This is a genomic window from Maritalea sp. S77, from assembly GCF_049801075.1.
GTDB lineage: Bacteria > Pseudomonadota > Alphaproteobacteria > Rhizobiales > Devosiaceae > Maritalea.
Genome location: NZ_JBNAGG010000001.1, coordinates 430,065 through 449,596, shown reverse-complemented (window position 1 = coordinate 449,596; position 19,532 = coordinate 430,065). Strand labels below are relative to the sequence as shown.

Sequence of the window (19,532 nt, the reverse complement as noted above, 5' to 3'; positions counted from 1 at the left end):
GAAAAAGGTTCAGGAGTGTAGCGTATGAGTGATTTGGCATTTGACCAACAGCGGTCGTCACCGACCCTCGCGTCGAAATTTTTATCGTTTATTTTATACCGTGCTGCGCGCCGGATCATTAAAGATGTGCCGCATGGCAGCATAAAAGTCATTTTGCCTTCTGGCCGCGTTGGCTATATCGGCAATCCGCAAAATAGCGGGCCGAAGGCCACGCTGAAGCTCAACAACTTCAATTTGCTGTTTGAAGCGGCGCGCCGGGGCACTGTGGGCTTTGCTTCCGCCTACATGAATAAAGATATTGAATGCGATGACCTTCTTGCCGTGTTCAAATTCTTCTTGATGAACCGCGATCAGCTGTCAGCGGCAAAACCGGGCTTTTTCCACCGTGCTGCAAAAGATATGGCCTACCACATCTCGCGCCGCAACACGCGCGAAGGCTCAAAGAAAAACATCGCAGAGCATTATGATCTTGGCAATGATTTCTATGATTTGTGGCTTGATGAATCGATGATCTATTCATCAGCTTATTTCACAGACGAAAATCAATCTTTGACCGATGCGCAATGGGCGAAGAATCGCCTAGTTGCCGATATGGCAGGGGTAAAGCCCGGCAGCGACGTGCTTGAAATTGGCTGCGGTTGGGGCGCTTTTGCCGAAACAATCGCCAAGGATTATCAGGCAAATCTGCGTGGTATTACCCTGTCCAAAGAACAGTTAAAATATGGCCTTAAGCGACTTTCTGACAAAGGTTTAGACAAGTTTTCTAAACTAGTGATTGAAGACTATCGCGATACGCAAGGTCAGTTTGACCATATTTGCTCAATTGAGATGATCGAGGCCGTGGGCGAGGATCACTGGCCAACTTATTTCCAAACTGTGCATGATCGGTTAAAGCCGGGCAGCACAGCTTCAATTCAGGCCATTGTGATCGATGAGAACGACTTTGAAGAATATCGCAGCAATGTCGATTTCATCCAGCGCTATATTTTCCCCGGCGGCATGCTGCTCACCAACAAGGTGATGCGCGAGCAGGGCGAAAATGTTGGGCTAAAGCTTGAGCGACAGGAAATGTTTGGCCAATCCTACGCCAAAACATTGGCCATGTGGCGCGACGCATTTCTAGCCAACTGGGATAAGATTGAGAAGCTTGGCTTCGACGAGACCTTCAAACGCAAATGGGTCTATTATCTGACCTATTGCGAAGCAGGCTTTGCAGAGCAGATGATCGATGTTGGCGTATATCAATATAAGCGCATCGATTAAGGCTTGAAGTTTCGGCCCACATAGAGCTGATAGCGATAGATCTCGACGCCAAATCTGGTGATCGACAACTCATCGAGCAACTCAACCGCGTCAAAACGGCTTTCCAATAGGCCGTTTGGTGCAACCTCATCTTTTAAAATTAGCACATCTTGCCCCGCCGCCTTTTGCGGCATTTGCCAATAGTCAAACTGTGTTGGCCGGCTATCAATGGCGAACACATCCACATCATTCATGGCCAAGCTCAGCATGCTGGCCGATTGGAAGCGTAACGCAGCAATTTGATCTAAATCTTGCTCCTGTGAGGTGGTTTCCACCCACTCAGCAATTTCTGACCAGCCATAAACACTCGAAGCTTCTTTGTCATAGCCCGGCACCCACACGGTAATCGGCGCAACGATATAGTGAAAGCTGGTTAGGGCGATAAGCGAAATCCCAAACACATAATGTGCCCAAATCATTAGCTTTGTACGCATCAGATAGGGGATCAGCAGCAATAGGCCGAGATAGGCCAAATCGCTCCAATACCAAAGCGTATAGGCAAAGGCGGATACAGTCGCGAATGCGAGCGTTGATAAAACAAAGGTGTATTGAGCCAGGCGCATCAAATAGCGTGGCGCGTGTTGGGTATATTTCCGACGAAATTGATTGACGATGGCGACAATCAAGAATGGGCCAAACAATATCCAAGTTGCAGCGACGAAGTTGAACAATGCAATCGGATTAAACCGCTCAAGCCAGCCTTGCCCATGGCGTTGATCCAAATGGAAGCCAAACGATGCCCAGTCATTGGCATAGTTCCACGCCATCAAAGGCAACATGCACGCAAAAGTCAGCATTGCGGCCAAATAAAGATGCGGTGACTTTAGCTGCCAGCGCAATTTGCTGGAAAACAGAATAACAAACGCCAAGGCAAGCCCGAGGAACACAGAGCTATATTTAGTCAGCCCCATAAGTCCGAGGAACAGCGCGCCAACATAGAGCCCGGCAAAATCATTCTGCTGACGTCCGGCGCGGTCCAAATAGCGACCAAGATAGAAAAATGCGCCACTGGCTAGAAAGATCAACAAATGATCGTGATAGATGAGGCTGGACCATACCAACATGGTTGGCGAGGCAAACATCATGGTGGCGACAAACAAAAACAAATGCCCATGGGAAACATACGCGTCATTGCTGCGATAGTGGCCAATAATCCGCCAGATGAAATAGAGCGTTCCGGCAGTCGTCAGCAATGTAACCGCGCGAATCCCGAACAGAGCATTTAAACCTAGCGTTTGACCCGCAGCAATCAACCACGCCCCAAGCGGCGGGTGATCGAAATAGGAAAGCTCTGGCGTTTGCGCCCAGCGCCAATAATAGGCTTCGTCCCCCAATGGGGCCATACCAAAGGTCACCAACAATTTCAGCAGCAGCAAAAGGCCTGCAACCACACCAAGTGAGCGAATAGACGGCAAATAAGCGTGCGGGGTGGTCAGTTGCATAGGATCAATCTTCTTGAGGCTGGTAATTGGTGCCGAAATAGAGCTGATAGCGATAGATGGGATAGCCATATCGCTCGATGATGATTTCATCTACAAGCTGAATTTGTTCAAATTGGCCCGTCAGCTTTTCAATATTGGCTTGTTCGTCATGCAGCACTAACCCATTTTGGCCTGCAAGCGCATCAAGGTCTTGCCAGAAATCGAACTGGGAGGGCCGTGGGGATAGCTCATATATATCCTGCCGCTTGGCGTGATAGTTGAGCTGTGCCACTGTTTTAAAGCGGCTAGTGCCGATAAAATCAGCCTTATACTCATCTTCCGCGGCTTCGACTGTGCGCACAACTTGATCCCAGCCAAACGTCTTGCCCGTTTCCACATCATGCACACCGAAAAGCGCAGCCAAAGGCAATATGCTGTAATTAATGGTGACTAATAAGGCCGCGACCAGCCCAAGGCTGATATGCGCCCATAAAAGCCAACCAGTACCCATCAACACCGGCGCCAAAACTATAAGGCCGAGATAGGCTAAGTCTGTCCAATACCAATGGCTGGAGACCGTCATCACCATCGACAGCAGAAACGCCATGGTCGTGCCGCCAACAAATAGCAACAGCCAAGCCAGGGTGCGCGTGAACTGGTTCTCAGTTCGGATCAAACGCACGCGGAATAAGCTAAGCGCCAAGAAGGGGCTGAACAGGATAAAAGTATAAAGGAAGTAGCGAATGAAATAATGCGCCGCATAGCTTTGCCACCAAGGGCCAGAGTGCCGATCATAAAGATGGAAGCTAAACGAGGCGAAATCATTCTGCATATTCCAAATCAGGGTTGGCGCTTGCATCGCCACTGCCAATAGGGCCGCCAGATAAAGATGTGGCCGTAGTAAGCGTGACCAATAGGCAGGCGTGAGCAAAATGGCCAATGCAAAGCCCGACCCGACAAAGAGCGCGCTATATTTCGTCAATGCCGCTAAGCCAAGATAGAACGCCGCCCAATAAAGGGCAGATATGTTCGCGTCGCCATCCTGTGGGGCATCTAAATAGCGGGCATAATTATAGATTGCGGCCAGGCACAAAACGATCAGCAAATGATCGAAATAGACAATTGTGGTCCAGGCAAAGAATGTAGGCGAGGCGAGCAACACAATCTCCGCCACCAGAAAGGCACGTAAAGGCGCCTCAGGACGCATACGGCGCGCAAATAGCCACAAAAGGTAACTCGTGCCCGCAAAGCTGATCAGCGCGCTCATGCGCGCGCCTAGAATACCTTCACCAAATATCAGGCGGGTGAGGCCGATAAACCAAGCGCCAAGCGCAGGATGGTCGAAATAGGCAAGCTGAGGCCGATATCCCCAAACCCAATAATAGGCTTCGTCGTCAAGCAATCCCGTTTGGGTCATCAAAGCGAGTTTGATCAGTACAAATATCGCAATCAGCGAAACCAGCACGCGATCAAGGGGAGTGAATTTTAGCTGTTGGCCCAATCGGTCCATAAATGCCTGCTCGAATGCCGTTTGTTTCGCGGCAATATAGGTAGGGACAGATCAATTGGCCAGTGCCTAAGCCTATCTTTCAATCGTGCCCGTACGCCTTATCTTCTTTTGCAACAACATAACGCTATAGAGCAGGGCTTCAGCAGTCGGCGGGCACCCCGGCACATAAATGTCCACGGGGATAATCCGGTCGCACCCGCGCACCACGGAATAGCTATAATGGTAATACCCACCGCCATTGGCACAAGAGCCCATAGAGATCACATAGCGTGGCTCGGGCATCTGGTCATATATACGCCTAAGCGCCGGGGCCATCTTGTTGGTGACCGTGCCTGCCACAATCATAAGGTCCGCTTGCCGGGGAGACGCGGGGAAGGCCATACCGAACCGCTCAAAGTCATAGCGTGGCGTAATATAGTGCATCATCTCAATGGCACAGCAGGCAAGCCCAAAGCATAATTGGTGCATGGAGCCAGTGCGCGCCCAATTGATCAGCTTGGAGGTGTTGGTCACCACATAGCCCTTATCGGCCAATTGGTCGGAGAAAGTGTCAAATGAGTAGGGGCCGTAATTTGCTTGCTTGTCCATATTGCGCCTCAGGATTAAACTTGGCGACATGATGCGCAATTGAGGCGCTGGATATAGAACGAATACGACATGGCATACCCCGCAAAGGCCGCATATATAAGCGGTCAAACCAGATCAGAGCTCATCGAACCTGTACGGGCACTAAGCAGTTGCCTTTTGTTGGGGCTGGTGCGTGACACGCGAGGCGTAGAGTTGAGTGACGAAGATCGGCACAATCATTTCTTCACCTCGCCCTATTGCACCATCACCTGCTTTATTGAGGGGGAGAGCCAAATGGTATCTCCCTCGTGGAACAACGGCGCAGGTCTGCCGCGCATCAATGTACAAGGTCCAAATACGGTGCCGCTGGTTTCATACAACCCTGGACCGCTTTACGTGTTGGGATTCGCCTTCCGCAATGATGCGTTCTATGCGCTCACCGGCATTTCTCCTGAAACCATCAAAGATCAAATGCTTGATGGTCAAAAGATTCTGTCCGGCAATTTGGTGGATTTGATTGAGAACAGTTTGCTCAATAATGCGCTGGACGAAGCCGGACGGTTGTCGACCTTCCAATCAGGGCTAGAACCATTGTGGGCGCAAAGGCGCGCGTCTAACTTCGGTCGGTTTGGCGATCGCGTGTCCGATTGGGCAAATTATATGGTTGGTCAGCTCGCCAAAAGCTCCAGTGCCAAAAGTGCACGCCAATTTCAACGCAAGATCAAAAAGATGTCTGGGTTGAGCCAACGTGATTTGAATCAGTTCGCACGGCAGGAAAATATTTTCGAACGCACCATTTCATTGCGGGCGGGTGAGCAAACTGACTTATCGCAAATTGCGCTGGAAAGTGGCTTTTCTGATCAATCGCATATGGGGCGAGAAGTGCGGCGCATCACTGGCAAATCACCGCGACAAATTAATCAGCTGATCCAAACCAAAGAGAGTTATTGGTGCTATCGACTGATGGAAAGCTATTACGGCTAAGCTTTTAGAATATCGATAAAATTTACGCACAAAAAAACCGGCCAGAGGCCGGTTTCTTGTCGTTCGTTTGGTCCTCAAATTTTGAGAACCGTTGGTACGCCCTACGGGACTCGAACCCGTGTTTCCGCCGTGAAAGGGCGGCGTCCTAGACCACTAGACGAAGGGCGCCTCGAACGGTGCCTGTCGTATATTTGCGTTCTTCAAAAGACGCAAGAGGCTTTTTCATTTTTTTTCGTCTTTTTTTCAAAAAACTGTCAAAAATGCGATTTTTGCCCCTTATATCAACATCCTTTAAATTGCACAGGACGTTTATAGCCCGAAGGTCGGCTGCGAATATCCACATGGATGAACTTTCGGCCCGGATAACATCCCAAGCCACCCACTTGAGATTGTGAGCGCATAAAGGCGATCAAATTAGATTTGGAAACGCCCGGAATGAAAACATCTGCCGCCATGCATTTCTGGTGGTAAGATCCCCACGCACCACCCACCATATAATTATGGACGGGATTGCGGAAGCCTGAGGTCACCACAACGGGGCGACCGAAACGCATTTCCGCCTTCCACAAAACGTAGCGCAACTTAGGCAACAGGCAAAAGGTATTCACCTTGCTGTGTTCAACGTGGAGGCCGTATTTCTTGTCGTATTTGCGCGCGGCATCAAAACCGCCAAGCGATGCGCAACCAGCCAGAAGGGCGGCAGAGAGCAGGGCGGCAATAATCGGACGCGCATATTTTGTGAAGAATGCCATCGGCTAAGCCAGTTCCAAATAGTTTGGAGTTGATTTTGCGTTTGGCAACAAATTAAACCGGCGATGCCTAATCGCCGGTTTAAACAAGTGGTTAATTTTTTATGTTCAATTTTACCATTCGCCGGTGTTGCTCATGCTGGCCCAGGGCTCTTTTGGCTCGAGGTGGTCGCCATCTTGCAAAAGCTCAACAGAAATTTTGTCTGGCGAACGAACAAATGCCATATGCCCATCACGTGGGGGACGGTTGATGGTGTAACCCATATCCATCAAATGCTGACAAAGCGCGTAAATGTCTTTCACGCGATAGGCGAGGTGCCCAAAATTGCGGCCGCCATCATATTCTTCAGGGTCCCAATTATAGGTCAATTCCACTTGCGCCTGTTCATCGCCGGGGGCGGAGAGAAAGACCAAGGTAAACCGACCCTTTTCATTGTCGATGCGACGGTTTTCTTGCAGGCCAAGGCCTTCGCAATAAAATCTCAGGCTTTCGTCTATGTTCGAAACGCGAACCATTGTGTGCAAATATTTCATAGTGTGCCTTACTCCGTTTGGTCGTTTGAAATCGGCCTAGCGATCAACGAGTTGATCATAAAAACAGTTCCGCGCAAATAGTCGGAACGGCACCGCAATTCAAAACGTTGAACAATCAGCAGTTTGGGTGAATGGTTAATAAAATGTAATTAAGCTCTTAACAAATCGCTTTGAATCGGACAAACTCGTTCAATTAGGAGTAATTGAGTAACCTGGCTGTGGCGGGCAGGTCAATTAAAGAGGACATGGCAAAATGGGGGCCAAGAGCACACCGGATCTAAATTCCGATTTGGAATATGAGCGCGACCAAAGCAATCTAGACCGGGCGCGTAGCGACGCGGAAGATGGCTCGGTTGATGTCATTGAGATTTCAGGCACGATCAAATGGTTTGACGTGGCGAAAGGGTTTGGCTTCATTGTGCCAGACAATGGCATGGCCGATGTGTTGGTTCACGTAACATGTTTGCGTCGTGACGGTTATAAAACTGCCTATGAGGGCGCACGCATTGTGTGCGAAGCGCTCGATCGGCCGGGTGGTCTACAGGCATTCCGCATCCTCTCGATGGACGAATCTACCGCCAAACATCCTTCTCAATTGCCAGCGCCGCGCACACACGTGGTTGTGGAACCAACATCCAAGCTAGAGCGCTTGGAAGTAAAATGGTTTAATCGGTTGCGTGGCTTCGGCTTTTTATCAAAGGGCGAAGGGCATCCGGATATTTTCATCCACATGGAAACATTGCGTCGCTTTGGCCTCACGGAATTGCGGCCGGGTCAATTTGTTTTGGCGCGCTATGGCGATGGCCCAAAGGGCTTGATGGTGGCTGAGATTCGCCCAGACGGTTGGGGCGAAGCGCCTTCATCTCATTAGTATCGGACGCACATATGCTGTTCAGAATGTTGCAACGCTCGGTAAAACTGCTGAGCGTTATTTTTTTGGTACTGCTGCTCGCGGGCTGTTGGTCAAAGGACAATTTGGTGATTTTGCAAACCGATTTGGGCGACATCCCAATTACGGTGGAGATGGCAGATACACCTGAACTGCGTCGAAAAGGCCTGATGTTCCGCACTAAAATGCCACGGGATGAAGGAATGTTGTTCGATTTTAAGGAAACCCGAGAGGTTGCCTTTTGGATGCGTAACACATTCATTCCACTCGATATGATTTTTATTGATGAGCGCGGCTTTATCAAACACATCCATCAAAATGCCATTCCGCAAGACCCAACGAGCATTCCGTCGCAACATCCGGTGCGGTTTGTGTTGGAAATCAATGGCGGCCTTTCAGCGCAATACGGGCTGAAGGTTGGTGATCAAGTGCGCCATCCACGCATGAATAGCTAAGTCCGGCAATGAGCTGGTTGCACAGCAAGATTAACGCCGAACAATTGCAGCGAGGGGCAACGTCGAAGAAGGCGTATAGCCTTTTGGCCGCAACGTCCTTTCTTGAAAGCGCTTTGCTGCCATTATCGGTGGACCTAATTGCATTGCCGATGATGGTTGGCGCGCCAAAACGTGCATTGATGGTGGCGCATATCGCGCTGCTGGCATCGCTCGCAGGCGGGGTGTTGGGATATGTGATCGGCTTCGCATTCCTTGAAACATTGGGCCAATGGATCATCACAACCTATGGATTGGAATCAGCATTCCACAATTTTCAGCAACAAGCAGTCGAAAATAGTTGGGCCGCAATCACAGCGATATTCCTAGGCGCGGTAACGCCGATTCCATTCAAATTGGTGTGCATCGGCGCGGGCGTTTTGAAAATAAACCTGCTGATTTTTATCTGCGCCGCCTTTGCCGGGCGGGCATTGCGGTTTTACGCCTTCGCCTTGGCGTTTATGCTCTTCGGTCCCTATGTGCGCCAATGGGCAGAGCAAAATCTAAAATGGTTTGGTCTGCTTGTTGTGATTATCACGGCATTGGCATTCGTAGCAGTGATCTACTGGCCACACTGAGCGGATTCGCCGCTTGACAGTTAGCGTGCGCCAAACCATCAATGTCATGCACAAGGGGATGCATATGTCAGATCAAAACTATAGCTTGCCACCACTCATATATAGAGTGGTTGACGCCTTGGCGTTGGTCGGCGGTTTTGTGCTGGCATTGGTGGTGCTGATCAATGTGTTGGCTACTGTAATGAATGCCATCGGAATAGGCTTTGCGGGCGACTTCGAACTGACCGAAATGGGCGTTGCAGTCGCCGCATTTTGCTTCTTGCCGCTGTGCCAGCGCGATGGCGCGCATGTGGCTGCAGATATCTTTACCCAAAAACTTGCTCAACCCGCACGTTCGTTTTTGCAACATGTGGCCACATTCATTTCCCTGTTGATTGCGTTGCTATTGCTCTGGCGCATGAGCTTTGGCCTCATTGATCAATGGCGATATGGCTACCAAACAGCAATTTTACAATTGCCGCATTGGGCAGCATTTGTGCCAATCCTTTTTTCTCTTTTCCTCTGGAGTTGCGTGGCGCTACTGCAGCTCACATCACTGTTTGTAAGGCGTTCCAATGTTTGAGTGGTTGGCTGAACCCTTTGCCCTCGGGCTTTTGGGTACATTTGCTTTAATCGGCCTGATCATTTTACGTATGCCGATCGCTTTCGCCATGATTTTGGTTGGCGGCATTGGCGTGACGCTGGTCAACGGCCCGTCAATCTTTCTGTCCCAGCTCAAAACCCTAGCTTATGGCCAATTCTCAATCTACGATTTAAGTGTTGTGCCCATGTTTTTGCTGATGGGCGCATTGGCGACAAAGATTGGCATGGGGCGCGATCTGTTTCAGGCAGCGCAGGCGTGGCTTGGTTGGCTAAGGGGCGGTGCTGCCATGTCTGCCGTGGCGGCATGTGCTACATTCGGTGCCGTGTGTGGCTCATCACTCGCCACCGCCACAACGATGGGCAAAGTGGCCCTGCCTGAGTTAGAGCGGCTGAAATATGCCGGCAGCCTCGCGACAGGAACCATCGCCGCTGGCGGTGTGCTAGGCATCCTGATTCCGCCTTCAGTTGTATTGGTCATTTATGCCATTATTGTTGAGGCCAATATCGTCACCATGTTTATGGCCGCGCTGGTGCCTGGCGTGATTGCCGTGATCTTCTTTATGCTCGCCATTGCAATTGTTGTGCGTTTCAAGCCGGACCTGGCACCAAAAGCAGCAACAATGAGCAAAGGCGACCGCAAAAGCGCGACACGCGCTGTGCTGCCCGTCTTGTTGATTTTCGCGGCGGTGATCGGCGGCATTTATCTTGGGCTATATAATCCTACACCCGCCGCAGCCATTGGTGTGTTTTTGGTGGCAATATATGGCCTATTGCGCAAACAATTGAATTGGCCAGACGCTAAGGCCGCCTTATTGGATACAGCGCGCACATCAGGCATGATCTATTTGATTTTACTCGGCGCTGAAATGCTGAAAATCTTCATGTCGCGGGCAGGGGTGCCACAAGCGGCTGCAAGCTGGGCCATTGAAAGCGGATTGCCCGCATTTACGATTCTTATCGCTTTATTGATCGCCCTAATCATTCTCGGCTGCCTGATGGACTCCTTATCCATGATTTTGCTCGTGGTGCCGTTTTTCTGGCCCGTACTGGTTGAAGTGAATGGCGGTCTGTATCAAGGCGCAGATGGCGCCGCATTCGGCATGAGCACTGAAGATTTGAAAATCTGGTTCGGCATTTTAGCACTTATTGTTGTCGAGCTAGGGCTCATCACGCCACCAGTGGGCATGAATGTATTTGTCATTTCGGGCCTGAGCAAGAATACGCCTATGACCGAAACTTACAAAGGCATTCTGCCCTTCTTCACCGTAGAAATCTTGCGCGTCGGCCTGCTGCTGGCGCTGCCAGGGTTGGTGCTGTTCTTACCCAGGGTTCTGCAAGGCTAAGGCGCTAAACGTGTAAGCGCCTTCATGTCGCCTCTAGCCCCCAATCATTGGCGCAAAATGGCTGCCGAGATAATAAGGCCACACCAAAAGACCAATCAGACCTTGAATGAAATTCAGATTCAAATAGCCGATTGTAAACAACCAGCCGCCGAACCAAAGCATTCCTGTGCCGGAGTGCTGCGTAATGTTGATTTTACGTTCCATTTTTCCCCCAGTGATAAGTACACTTAATCATGTGGGTAAAAATGGACTCATTTCAATGGGCGAGGTGGGAGTGGGGCCTATTTGACGGATATATGGCTGTATCTTAATTCTTGCTGATAGGTCGTGGATGATGCCGTACAGTTCTACAAAGAATGTGATCAATGGCAGTTCTGCGGACCTTTGAGACATTCGCTTGGGCATCGCGAATTGGCACATCGGGCGGAAGGCCGTCGTTCGCTGCAATCCGAACCAACGACGGCAGTGTGGACAAGGTCGCCATTCCGCATCAGTTGCTCAAAGGGCTTTTAAATATTCAATAATACTTGATATGGCTTGCTGGCTCGCGGCCCTATCTTCTTCGCTTGGATTGTATCCGTGTTTTATGAGGCGTTCATGATCGATTGCGTACTGCAATGGTGTTTCTTTTTTGGTTCTGGAGCTTAAAGTTGCGAGCGTTGGATTTGCGCCATGTCTAACTAACAATTTGACAACCTCGATATTCAGAGACTGCACGGCGGAATGGAGCGGCGTTTTTCCGTCTTGATTAAGTTCAATGTTTGGAAGAAAAGCATTGACACTTGCATTCCATTCCAAAAGCATTCGGACTGTTGAGAGGTGCCCGAATCTACAAGAATAGTGCAAAGGTGTGTCTCCAGATTTGTTGAAACAATTAATCTTAGCCCCGTTTTGTAACAACAGTAATATTGATTCATCATCGCCTACGATGGAAAAATTATGCAGAGGACTATGGCCATATTTAGATTGGATATTCGGATCGCCTTTCGATCTCAGGATCAACTCAACTAAATCTTTTCGTTTATGGTTTTTGGAACGCCAGTTAGAAGCATAGTGAAGCGGCGTAAAACCCTCATAGCCTTTGCGGACGCAACTCCTGTAATCCTGCGCGTTTAGGTTCGCGCCTTTCGAAATCGACGATTCGATCTGCCAGATTGAGCCGTTGGCAATAATTGTTGCCAGAAGCTCTTGATCAGCTGATCTCATTGGTAAAAGAGACCTGATAAAGCTCAAAAGACGATCCTCCAGAATTCATCTCCTACCCTAGAACAAGCATCATTGCCGGGCAACAAATCCTCCCACTGCGGATGTCGCGCAGGTCGGCTCTGGGCTCAAAGCGGACAATTCAAACGCTGCAGCTAAACGGGCTAGCCACGGTGAGCAAAAACGCATGGTGTTTCAATAGAATGGTTTTTACGGGATAGCTATTGCAAGCCGCTAAAACCCATAGGTTGTGGCGATCCCGGCAGGACTCGAACCTGCAACCTATTGATTAGAAGTCAATTGCTCTATCCAGTTGAGCTACGGGACCCAAACAACGGTGGTATCAATTAGTGGGTCCAAGGGGCCTTGCGATCAGACCGGAAATTGTCAGCGTAGGCGACTTTTTTGGGGGCCGTTTCGTGGGGCTGCTGCACCATATATTCAATGCCCTTGCGCTTCGCATAATTCTCAGCATCTTCAAGGCTGTCAAAACGCAGCTTGATTTGCGATGCCATGTCTGTGGAGGAGGTGTAACCCATCAACGGGTCGATCTCGCGCGGTGCTTCGGGTTCAAAAACCAACAGCCAGTGTTTCGATTTGCCTCTACCAGATTGCATGGCGTTTTTGGCTGGACGAAAAATACGTGCTGTCATGATCTTTGTTGTCCTCATTTTCCCGTGATGGTCGGAGCAGCAAGATTCGAACTTGCGACCCCTGGTACCCAAAACCAGTGCTCTACCAGGCTGAGCTATGCTCCGACGTTTCACACGAGATGTGATCACCGGACAGGGCTTTACACATTCTTGTGACATCAGGCAAGTCATGATAGTTGACCTTTTTGAAAAAAATGCATTTTTTCAAAAATAAATGCACAAGGAAACGTAAATGATAAAGCTGTTTCAAGCCCATATCAATCCCTCAAACCGTTCGCTGGCTTGGCTTTCAGCTTTCTATCTCAGTTTTTTAACGCTAATTTTGATCGTCGCAATTTTTTTTGACAAATCTTTGTCAAATTTTTTCACTGGCGCGCCAGAACCGATAATTTCCTTTTTTCAGTGGACGACAGACATCGGAAAATCCAACTGGATGCTGATTCCCACCTTCTTTATTTGGCTTTTGACACCCATCATCGGTTTTTTGGGTTTGAAATATTCGCATTATTGGAAGGCGCGCGCCATCACGGGCCTATCTGGCTTTATCTTTTTGGGAATCGGATTGCCCGGTTTGGCCACAAATTTGATGAAGCGTGCCATTGGCCGCGCCCGTCCGATGCATTTGGAAGAGTTGGGCGCGACCTATTTTCAGCCGCACTTTTTGATGGATAAGGCTTGGACCTTCCAATCTTTTCCATCTGGCCACACCACCACTTCATTTGCTGCAGCAGTTGTCGTGTTTTTGTTGGCGGGGCGTCGTTGGGGGGCGGTAGCCTTCATCCTGGCCGGTTTCGTGGCAATGTCACGCCTCGTGATTGGCGCACATTTTTTGACCGATATTCTCGCGGGATCTCTTGTAGGTGTGTTGGGTGCGTTGGCGGTGCATCATTTATACATCTTGAAGTTGGGCGGCTTTCGAATCAAAAACGGCGCAAACCATGTGCAATGGTATGCGCCGTTTAAATTACATCGCAGCAAACGCTAGAGCTTATGGTTTGACATTTGGCTGTAGCGCTCCAAGCCATCTGCCAAATCATTTTGCAGGTCTTCATAACCTTCAAGACCAATATTCACTCGAATCAAATTGCCTTCGTGCGGCCAAGTGGTCGCTGAGCGCTGTGAGGCAATTTTGACAGGCAGAATTAAACTCTCATAGCCACCCCAGCTATATCCCATGCCAAATAGGTTCATATCGTCGACCATGGCGGCAATGGCTTCTTCGCCCGCAGGTTTGAGGATAAAGCTGAACAATGACCCCGATCCAGTGAAATCGCGCTTGAAAATCTGATGCTGTGGATGGCTTGGCAGAGCAGGGTGCAGCACTGTCTCGACGAGCGGATGACCTTGAAGCCATTCAGCCATCGCCAGCGCTTTTCCTCCTTGCTCGCGCATTCTTAATTCCAAGGTCCGCAAGCCGCGCCCGATCAGGAAACTATCTTCAGGTGACACACATACACCCAGCGCGCGATATGTCTTTTTGAGCTCCTGTGCATGGGCCTCATCAGCGGTAATCGTCCCGAACATGACGTCTGAATGACCGGCAAACATTTTTGTGCCAGCGTGAATGACGATATTCGCCCCTAGGTCCAAGGGTTTGTAATAGATCGGCGACGCCCAGCTATTATCTGCCAAAATAGAGATGCCGCGCGGCGCGCAAACTTTTGCGATGGCCGGTAAATCTTGCACTTCAAAGGTCAACGACCCTGGTGATTCCGTCATGACTGCGCGGGTGTTGGGCTGCAGCAATTGCTCAATGTCTGCACCGATGGTCGGATCATAATAGCGGGTCGTGATTCCCATCTTTTGCAGCACAGAATCGCAGAATTGGCGTGTCGGCTCATAAACTGTGTCACACATCAGTAAGTCGTCGCCTGTGCTCAAAACAGAAAGCAAAGCAGTGGTGATGGCATTTACACCCGACGGCGCCAGCAAAGTTTCGGCGCCATGTTCCAATTCGGTGATCACGTGCCGAACCGCATCATCAGTTGGATTGCCGTGCCGTCCATAAGCATAAGTGCGTTTATTGCCTTTGATCTGCTCATAGCTGTCGAAAAGGACCGTAGAGCCGCGCACGATTGGCGTATTGACAAAACCAAATTGATTTTCTGGGTTTCGCCCGTGATGCGTAACTATTGTTGCCGGGCTTTTAGGTGTGGAATTGGTATCGTTTTTACTCATTTATTTTGCCATTACCAAAATTTTTTTTCTAACTTACACATTTACTTACATTAGTTTGGGTGTGATTTACATTAGTTTTATCAACACTCTTGACCGCAAAGCAAAAGTGCTTTTCGATAGTGCAAGTGCGCACAATACAATGTGCTGCATGTAGTCTCCATCCAAGGAGGGGGAGGCTAAAAAATTAAAAGGGTTAGGAAAAAAGGCAACGTTATGAATAAAAAAATCGTAACAATCGCTCTTGGAGCTGCGTTGAGCCTTTCAGCGTCAGCAGCAATGGCGGACACGTTGGAAGATGTGCAGGCAAAAGGTTACCTGCAGTGTGGTGTTGCACCAAGCACACCAGGCTTTGCATCTCCTGATGAAAACAATAACTGGTCAGGTATCGATGTAGACTATTGCCGCGCAATGGCTGCAGCGATCTTTGATGATCCAGAAGCTGTTCGCTTTACTCCATTGACATCTAAAGAGCGTTTTACGGCGCTTTCTTCAGGTGAAATTGATGTGTTGTCACGTACAACAACATGGACAATGAGCCGCGACACCAACTTGGGCATCTCCTTTACAGGCGTAATGTTCTATGATGGTCAGGGCTTCATGGTGCCAAAAGACATTGGCGTGAATTCAGCGCTTGAGTTGTCTGACGCTGCTGTATGTATCGAAGCTGGTACAACAACAGAGTTGAACGCAGCTGACTACTTCGCAACAAATGGCATGAACTACAACCCAGTTGTGTTCGAAGACCAAGATGAAGTTGTGAAAGCATATGACGATGGCCGTTGTGATGTGTTCACAACTGACTCATCAGCTTTGGCTGCTGAGCGTCTGTCATTGGCTGATCCAGATGCGCACAAAATCTTGCCAGAGATCATCTCAAAAGAGCCATTGGGCCCATCAGTACGTCAAGGCGACGACCTGTGGTTCAATATCTCTCGTTGGGTATATTTCGCTCTGCTCGAAGCTGAAGAATATGGCGTAACATCAGCAAACGTTGATGAAATGCTTGGTTCTGAAAACCCATCTGTTCGTCGTTTGCTCGGCGTTGAAGGTGAGTTTGGTAAAGCAATCGGTCTTTCAGACGATTGGGCTTACCGCGTCATCAAGCATACAGGTAACTACGATGAAATCTATCAGCGCAACGTGACACCAATCGGTATCGAACGCGCAGGTTCATTGAACGACCTTTGGACGCGTGGTGGTCTTCAGTACTCACCGCCAATTCGCTAAGTCGAATTGAGTTGTTTGGCTCGGCGCATTGCGCCGGGCCATTTTTTCGGGGGAGGGCATTGCCCGCCAATAGGTGAAAAACACCTAATAAGACTACTCAACAATAAGAAAAAGGGTAGCCATGGCCAAGAGTCAGGAACAGCTGCAGCAAAGCCGCAGCTTATCATCATTAATTTACGACCCAAAATTCCGGTCCTACGCGTTTCAGATCTTGTTGCTGTTGGTGCTTGTAGGGTTTGGCTGGTGGATTGTTCAAAACACCATCGTCAACCTTCAGGCGCAAAACAAAACAACTGGTTTTGATTTTCTAGGTGTAACATCCGGTTTTGATATCGGGTTTTCTCTCATAGAGTATAGTCGCTCATCGACCTACTTAGATGTGTTTATCGTGGGGATATTGAACACATTGTTGGTGGCGATTACCGGGATTGTTCTTGCAACAATGCTCGGATTTGTCCTTGGCGTCGCGCGCCTCTCATCCAACTGGATCATTGCGCGGCTGGCCACGATTTACATTGAAGTCATCCGGAACATTCCATTGCTGTTGCAATTGTTCTTCTGGTACTTCGCCGTGCTGAAATCCATGCCGTCCGTTCGAGATAGCTTGGAAATTATCAGTGGCGCGGTATTCCTGAACAATCGTGGGCTATATTTCCCAGATCCAAATCCAAATGCTGCATTCCTATGGGTGCAGATTGCAGTGGTTCTGGTGCTAATTAGTGGCTTCTTCTTACAGCGCTGGTCAGTTCGTCGCCTCGAAAAAACGGGCGAACGCTTTCCATATATTCCAGTGTTCATCGGTCTATTGATCGTTGTGCCAGCAATCGCATGGGTCGTTTCTGGTGCTGGGTTGGATGTAAGCTATCCGGAGCGCAATCGCTTTAACTTCCAAGGCGGCATTCAATTGCCTCCAGAATTTGTGGCATTGCTGTTTGGCTTGGTGATCTACACAGCAGCCTTTATCGCTGAGATTGTACGGGCTGGCATTGTTTCGGTGAGCAGAGGACAAACAGAAGCAGCCCAATCTCTCGGGCTTAAAGACAATGATCGGCTAAATCTTGTGGTGATCCCACAGGCAATGCGGGTGATTGTGCCACCTTTGACCAGCCAATATCTGAACTTGACCAAAAACTCATCGCTCGCGGTGGCCATTGGTTACCCAGATATTGTGAATGTGTTCATGGGCACAGCGCTGAACCAATCAGGCAAAGCGGTGGAAGTGATCTTTATGACGATGTCGGTGTATCTCACCTTGTCATTGCTCACATCGATCATCATGAACTGGTACAACGCGCGTATTGCGCTGACAGAGCGGTAGAGGGAGGCTGTTATGACGAATAAATTCGCTTATGTGCGGACAGAAATGGCGCCAGACCTGCCAGCACCTGTTACGCAAACTGGTATTGTGGGGTGGATGCGGAAAAATCTGTTCTCCGACATTCCGAACACCATCATGACATTGTTGGCATTGGCCTTTTTGGTTTGGACAGTGCCTACATTGTATAACTTCTTGATCGGCAACGCGATTTTCGTGGCTGAAGATGGTACACCTTGTCGTGCACCTGAAGCAGGCGCGTGTTGGGCCTATGTGATCGATCGGTTTGATTTCTATATTTATGGTTTCTACCCAGAATCCGAATATTGGCGTCCAAACCTCGTATTTGTGGTTGCTGCTGCATTGATCACACATTTGTTGTGGCCAGATTTGCCGTTTAAAGGCATCTCAGCGATTGCATTCTTTGTGGGCTTGCCCATCTTTGCGATCGTGCTGCTGAATGGCGGTAACTTTGGTCTGATGGAAGTCACCACTGAAAAGTGGGGCGGCCTGATGCTGACTCTGATCATCGCATCGGTGGGTATCGTTGTGTCATTGCCATTGGGTGTCGTTTTGGCGCTCGGCCGGCGGTCACACATGCCATTTGTTAAATACGTATCCATTGCCTTTATTGAATTGTGGCGTGCAGTGCCGTTGATCACGGTATTGTTCATGGCATCTGTGATGTTGCCGTTATTCTTGCCTGAAGGCACAACAATCGACAAAATCCTACGTGCTCTTGTGGGCGTAGCGCTCTTCCAAACGGCCTATATGGCTGAGGTGGTGCGTGGCGGTCTGCAAGCCTTGCCCAAAGGACAATATGAAGCTGCCCATGCATTGGGTCTGAATTATTTCAAATCCATGTATTTCATCATTTTGCCGCAAGCGTTGAAACACGTTATCCCCGGCATTGTGAACAGCTTTATTTCATTGTTCAAAGACACCTCATTGGTATCTATCGTGGGTCTGTTCGACCTTTTGGGCACGGTACAAGCCACTTCCGCGCTTGTAGAATGGAAAGCACCGCACCAGGCAACAACGGGTTATTTGTTTGCCGCGGCTGTTTTTTGGATTTTCTGTTTCGGTATGTCGCGCTATTCCATCTATATGGAACGTCGGTTGGACACGGGACACAAGGAGTAAATAATGTCAGACGTAAAAGAAGAAGATATCTCTGTAGATCGTTCAAAGATGACCGTGTCTGAAACGGATGTTGCTATTGAGATTAATGACATGAACAAATGGTATGGTGATTTTCATGTGTTGAAAGACATCAACCTCAAAGTGATGAAGGGTGAGCGGATCGTTATTGCGGGGCCGTCTGGCTCTGGCAAGTCGACCCTAATTCGTTGCATCAACCGTTTGGAAGAGCATCAGCAAGGCCAAATCATTGTTGATGGTATTGAGCTAACTTCAGATTTGAAGCGCATTGATGAAGTGCGTCGCGAAGTGGGCATGGTGTTCCAACACTTTAACCTCTTCCCGCATTTGACCATCATGGAGAACTGCACTTTGGCCCCAATGTGGGTTCGCGGTATTCCAAAGGCTGAAGCTGAAAAAACAGCTATGCATTACCTTGAGCGGGTTAAAATCCCTGAGCAGGCCCAAAAATATCCGGGTCAGCTTTCTGGTGGTCAGCAACAACGTGTGGCGATTGCACGCTCATTGTGCATGAATCCAAACATCATGTTGTTCGACGAGCCCACTTCGGCGCTTGATCCGGAAATGATCAAGGAAGTGCTGGAAGTAATGGTGAATTTGGCTGAAACAGGCATGACCATGCTTTGTGTTACGCACGAAATGGGCTTTGCCCGTCAGGTTGCGAACCGCGTGATTTTCATGGACCAAGGGCAAATTATTGAACAAAATGAGCCTGAAGCGTTCTTTGATAATCCACAGCATGAGCGGACAAAATTGTTCCTAAGCCAGATTTTGCACTAGAAGCTCTTGCTTTATCGGTGGTTATTCGCTTTGCTGAATAGCTATCGGGGAAATGGATAAGGCGG

At 49.2% G+C, this 19,532-nt stretch carries 21 protein-coding genes and 3 tRNA genes; 12 read left to right on the top strand and 12 right to left on the bottom strand.

The window, feature by feature from the left end; genetic code table 11:
* Positions 1-24: 24 nt before the first annotated feature.
* Positions 25-1,263 carry a class I SAM-dependent methyltransferase gene (locus ACP15Y_RS02050; RefSeq protein WP_424981345.1) on the top strand — a complete coding sequence of 413 codons (1,239 nt, stop codon included), beginning with the start codon at positions 25-27 and terminating at the stop codon, positions 1,261-1,263.
* Here ACP15Y_RS02050 and ACP15Y_RS02045 read toward each other — a convergent pair.
* The 3 genes from ACP15Y_RS02045 to ACP15Y_RS02035 all read right to left on the bottom strand — a co-directional run bounded on the left by ACP15Y_RS02045 (position 1,260) and on the right by ACP15Y_RS02035 (position 4,821).
* Positions 1,260-2,744, bottom strand: a complete 1,485-nt coding sequence (locus tag ACP15Y_RS02045; RefSeq protein ID WP_424981344.1) for an ArnT family glycosyltransferase — start codon at positions 2,742-2,744, stop codon at positions 1,260-1,262. The genes ACP15Y_RS02050 and ACP15Y_RS02045 overlap by 4 nt on opposite strands.
* Before the next feature lie 4 nt (positions 2,745-2,748).
* Positions 2,749-4,233 (bottom strand): ArnT family glycosyltransferase, encoded by a 1,485-nt coding sequence (locus tag ACP15Y_RS02040; RefSeq protein ID WP_424981343.1) that lies wholly within the window; start codon positions 4,231-4,233, stop codon positions 2,749-2,751.
* A gap of 72 nt (positions 4,234-4,305) precedes the next feature.
* Entirely contained in the window at positions 4,306-4,821 is a 516-nt protein-coding gene (locus tag ACP15Y_RS02035) for a NuoB/complex I 20 kDa subunit family protein (protein WP_246028605.1), read from the bottom strand.
* Between the two features lie 168 nt (positions 4,822-4,989).
* Here ACP15Y_RS02035 and ACP15Y_RS02030 point away from each other — a divergent pair, with 168 nt between their 5' ends.
* A complete protein-coding gene (locus tag ACP15Y_RS02030; protein ID WP_424981342.1) occupies positions 4,990-5,784 on the top strand; it encodes a helix-turn-helix domain-containing protein in 795 nt (264 codons plus the stop codon).
* A 92-nt stretch (positions 5,785-5,876) separates the two neighbouring features.
* Here the strand turns inward: ACP15Y_RS02030 and ACP15Y_RS02025 are convergent.
* The 3 genes from ACP15Y_RS02025 to ACP15Y_RS02015 form a co-directional block, all read right to left on the bottom strand.
* A tRNA-Glu gene (locus ACP15Y_RS02025) sits at positions 5,877-5,952 on the bottom strand.
* Between the two features lie 113 nt (positions 5,953-6,065).
* A complete protein-coding gene (locus ACP15Y_RS02020; RefSeq protein ID WP_424981341.1) occupies positions 6,066-6,536 on the bottom strand; it encodes a YcbK family protein in 471 nt (156 codons plus the stop codon).
* A 111-nt stretch (positions 6,537-6,647) separates the two neighbouring features.
* Positions 6,648-7,067 (bottom strand): VOC family protein, encoded by a 420-nt coding sequence (locus ACP15Y_RS02015; protein WP_424981340.1) that lies wholly within the window; start codon positions 7,065-7,067, stop codon positions 6,648-6,650.
* Positions 7,068-7,320: 253 nt separating this feature from the next.
* Here ACP15Y_RS02015 and ACP15Y_RS02010 point away from each other — a divergent pair, with 253 nt between their 5' ends.
* From ACP15Y_RS02010 to ACP15Y_RS01990, 5 genes are all read left to right on the top strand, one after another.
* A complete protein-coding gene (locus ACP15Y_RS02010; protein ID WP_424981339.1) occupies positions 7,321-7,938 on the top strand; it encodes a cold-shock protein in 618 nt (205 codons plus the stop codon).
* 14 nt (positions 7,939-7,952) lie between these two features.
* Positions 7,953-8,411 (top strand): DUF192 domain-containing protein, encoded by a 459-nt coding sequence (locus ACP15Y_RS02005; protein ID WP_424981338.1) that lies wholly within the window; start codon positions 7,953-7,955, stop codon positions 8,409-8,411.
* A gap of 8 nt (positions 8,412-8,419) precedes the next feature.
* The gene (locus tag ACP15Y_RS02000; protein WP_424981337.1) at positions 8,420-9,025 is read left to right on the top strand and encodes a YqaA family protein; all 606 of its coding nucleotides are present in this window, start codon (positions 8,420-8,422) and stop codon (positions 9,023-9,025) included.
* Positions 9,026-9,089: 64 nt separating this feature from the next.
* Positions 9,090-9,587, top strand: a complete 498-nt coding sequence (locus tag ACP15Y_RS01995; RefSeq protein WP_424981336.1) for a TRAP transporter small permease — start codon at positions 9,090-9,092, stop codon at positions 9,585-9,587.
* Positions 9,580-10,950 carry a TRAP transporter large permease gene (locus ACP15Y_RS01990; protein WP_424981335.1) on the top strand — a complete coding sequence of 457 codons (1,371 nt, stop codon included), beginning with the start codon at positions 9,580-9,582 and terminating at the stop codon, positions 10,948-10,950. The genes ACP15Y_RS01995 and ACP15Y_RS01990 overlap by 8 nt, the downstream gene beginning before the upstream one ends.
* A gap of 33 nt (positions 10,951-10,983) precedes the next feature.
* Here ACP15Y_RS01990 and ACP15Y_RS01985 read toward each other — a convergent pair whose 3' ends face one another.
* From ACP15Y_RS01985 to ACP15Y_RS01965, 5 genes are all read right to left on the bottom strand, one after another.
* Positions 10,984-11,154 (bottom strand): hypothetical protein, encoded by a 171-nt coding sequence (locus tag ACP15Y_RS01985; protein ID WP_424981334.1) that lies wholly within the window; start codon positions 11,152-11,154, stop codon positions 10,984-10,986.
* A gap of 294 nt (positions 11,155-11,448) precedes the next feature.
* Complete coding sequence (locus ACP15Y_RS01980) at positions 11,449-12,156, bottom strand: ankyrin repeat domain-containing protein (protein WP_424981333.1); 708 nt, start codon at positions 12,154-12,156, stop codon at positions 11,449-11,451.
* 248 nt (positions 12,157-12,404) lie between these two features.
* Positions 12,405-12,481 (bottom strand) — tRNA-Arg (locus ACP15Y_RS01975).
* Positions 12,482-12,500: 19 nt separating this feature from the next.
* The gene (locus ACP15Y_RS01970; protein WP_424981332.1) at positions 12,501-12,806 is read right to left on the bottom strand and encodes an ETC complex I subunit; all 306 of its coding nucleotides are present in this window, start codon (positions 12,804-12,806) and stop codon (positions 12,501-12,503) included.
* A gap of 28 nt (positions 12,807-12,834) precedes the next feature.
* Positions 12,835-12,911 (bottom strand) — tRNA-Pro (locus tag ACP15Y_RS01965).
* Between the two features lie 127 nt (positions 12,912-13,038).
* Here ACP15Y_RS01965 and ACP15Y_RS01960 point away from each other — a divergent pair.
* A complete protein-coding gene (locus ACP15Y_RS01960; RefSeq protein WP_424981331.1) occupies positions 13,039-13,791 on the top strand; it encodes a phosphatase PAP2 family protein in 753 nt (250 codons plus the stop codon).
* On the opposite strand, the gene metC is transcribed toward ACP15Y_RS01960, so the two are convergent.
* Positions 13,788-14,984, bottom strand: coding sequence for a cystathionine beta-lyase (gene metC / locus ACP15Y_RS01955; protein ID WP_424981330.1), 1,197 nt, complete (start codon positions 14,982-14,984; stop codon positions 13,788-13,790). The two genes, ACP15Y_RS01960 and metC, sit on opposite strands and share 4 nt — an antisense overlap.
* A gap of 213 nt (positions 14,985-15,197) precedes the next feature.
* Between metC and ACP15Y_RS01950 the strand changes: the two genes are divergently transcribed.
* The 4 genes from ACP15Y_RS01950 to ACP15Y_RS01935 all read left to right on the top strand — a co-directional run bounded on the left by ACP15Y_RS01950 (position 15,198) and on the right by ACP15Y_RS01935 (position 19,467).
* Positions 15,198-16,211: an amino acid ABC transporter substrate-binding protein gene (locus ACP15Y_RS01950; RefSeq protein ID WP_424981329.1), complete on the top strand. Its 1,014-nt coding sequence runs from the start codon at positions 15,198-15,200 to the stop codon at positions 16,209-16,211.
* A gap of 121 nt (positions 16,212-16,332) precedes the next feature.
* Positions 16,333-17,529 (top strand): amino acid ABC transporter permease, encoded by a 1,197-nt coding sequence (locus ACP15Y_RS01945; RefSeq protein WP_424981328.1) that lies wholly within the window; start codon positions 16,333-16,335, stop codon positions 17,527-17,529.
* A gap of 12 nt (positions 17,530-17,541) precedes the next feature.
* Positions 17,542-18,669 (top strand): amino acid ABC transporter permease, encoded by a 1,128-nt coding sequence (locus ACP15Y_RS01940; RefSeq protein WP_424981327.1) that lies wholly within the window; start codon positions 17,542-17,544, stop codon positions 18,667-18,669.
* Positions 18,670-18,672: 3 nt separating this feature from the next.
* On the top strand, positions 18,673-19,467 hold the full coding sequence (locus tag ACP15Y_RS01935) for an amino acid ABC transporter ATP-binding protein (RefSeq protein ID WP_424981326.1): 795 nt from the start codon (positions 18,673-18,675) through the stop codon (positions 19,465-19,467).
* Positions 19,468-19,532: the final 65 nt, after the last annotated feature.

Coding starts and splice junctions, on each gene's coding strand:
- ACP15Y_RS02050 (WP_424981345.1), top strand. CDS start 25: ATGAGTGATTTGGCATTTGACCAACAGCGGTCGTCACCGACCCTCGCG.
- ACP15Y_RS02045 (WP_424981344.1), bottom strand. CDS start 2,744: ATGCAACTGACCACCCCGCACGCTTATTTGCCGTCTATTCGCTCACTT.
- ACP15Y_RS02040 (WP_424981343.1), bottom strand. CDS start 4,233: ATGGACCGATTGGGCCAACAGCTAAAATTCACTCCCCTTGATCGCGTG.
- ACP15Y_RS02035 (WP_246028605.1), bottom strand. CDS start 4,821: ATGGACAAGCAAGCAAATTACGGCCCCTACTCATTTGACACTTTCTCC.
- ACP15Y_RS02020 (WP_424981341.1), bottom strand. CDS start 6,536: ATGGCATTCTTCACAAAATATGCGCGTCCGATTATTGCCGCCCTGCTC.
- ACP15Y_RS02015 (WP_424981340.1), bottom strand. CDS start 7,067: ATGAAATATTTGCACACAATGGTTCGCGTTTCGAACATAGACGAAAGC.
- ACP15Y_RS02010 (WP_424981339.1), top strand. CDS start 7,321: ATGGGGGCCAAGAGCACACCGGATCTAAATTCCGATTTGGAATATGAG.
- ACP15Y_RS02005 (WP_424981338.1), top strand. CDS start 7,953: ATGCTGTTCAGAATGTTGCAACGCTCGGTAAAACTGCTGAGCGTTATT.
- ACP15Y_RS02000 (WP_424981337.1), top strand. CDS start 8,420: ATGAGCTGGTTGCACAGCAAGATTAACGCCGAACAATTGCAGCGAGGG.
- ACP15Y_RS01995 (WP_424981336.1), top strand. CDS start 9,090: ATGTCAGATCAAAACTATAGCTTGCCACCACTCATATATAGAGTGGTT.
- ACP15Y_RS01990 (WP_424981335.1), top strand. CDS start 9,580: ATGTTTGAGTGGTTGGCTGAACCCTTTGCCCTCGGGCTTTTGGGTACA.
- ACP15Y_RS01985 (WP_424981334.1), bottom strand. CDS start 11,154: ATGGAACGTAAAATCAACATTACGCAGCACTCCGGCACAGGAATGCTT.
- ACP15Y_RS01980 (WP_424981333.1), bottom strand. CDS start 12,156: ATGAGATCAGCTGATCAAGAGCTTCTGGCAACAATTATTGCCAACGGC.
- ACP15Y_RS01970 (WP_424981332.1), bottom strand. CDS start 12,806: ATGACAGCACGTATTTTTCGTCCAGCCAAAAACGCCATGCAATCTGGT.
- ACP15Y_RS01960 (WP_424981331.1), top strand. CDS start 13,039: ATGATAAAGCTGTTTCAAGCCCATATCAATCCCTCAAACCGTTCGCTG.
- metC (WP_424981330.1), bottom strand. CDS start 14,984: ATGAGTAAAAACGATACCAATTCCACACCTAAAAGCCCGGCAACAATA.
- ACP15Y_RS01950 (WP_424981329.1), top strand. CDS start 15,198: ATGAATAAAAAAATCGTAACAATCGCTCTTGGAGCTGCGTTGAGCCTT.
- ACP15Y_RS01945 (WP_424981328.1), top strand. CDS start 16,333: ATGGCCAAGAGTCAGGAACAGCTGCAGCAAAGCCGCAGCTTATCATCA.
- ACP15Y_RS01940 (WP_424981327.1), top strand. CDS start 17,542: ATGACGAATAAATTCGCTTATGTGCGGACAGAAATGGCGCCAGACCTG.
- ACP15Y_RS01935 (WP_424981326.1), top strand. CDS start 18,673: ATGTCAGACGTAAAAGAAGAAGATATCTCTGTAGATCGTTCAAAGATG.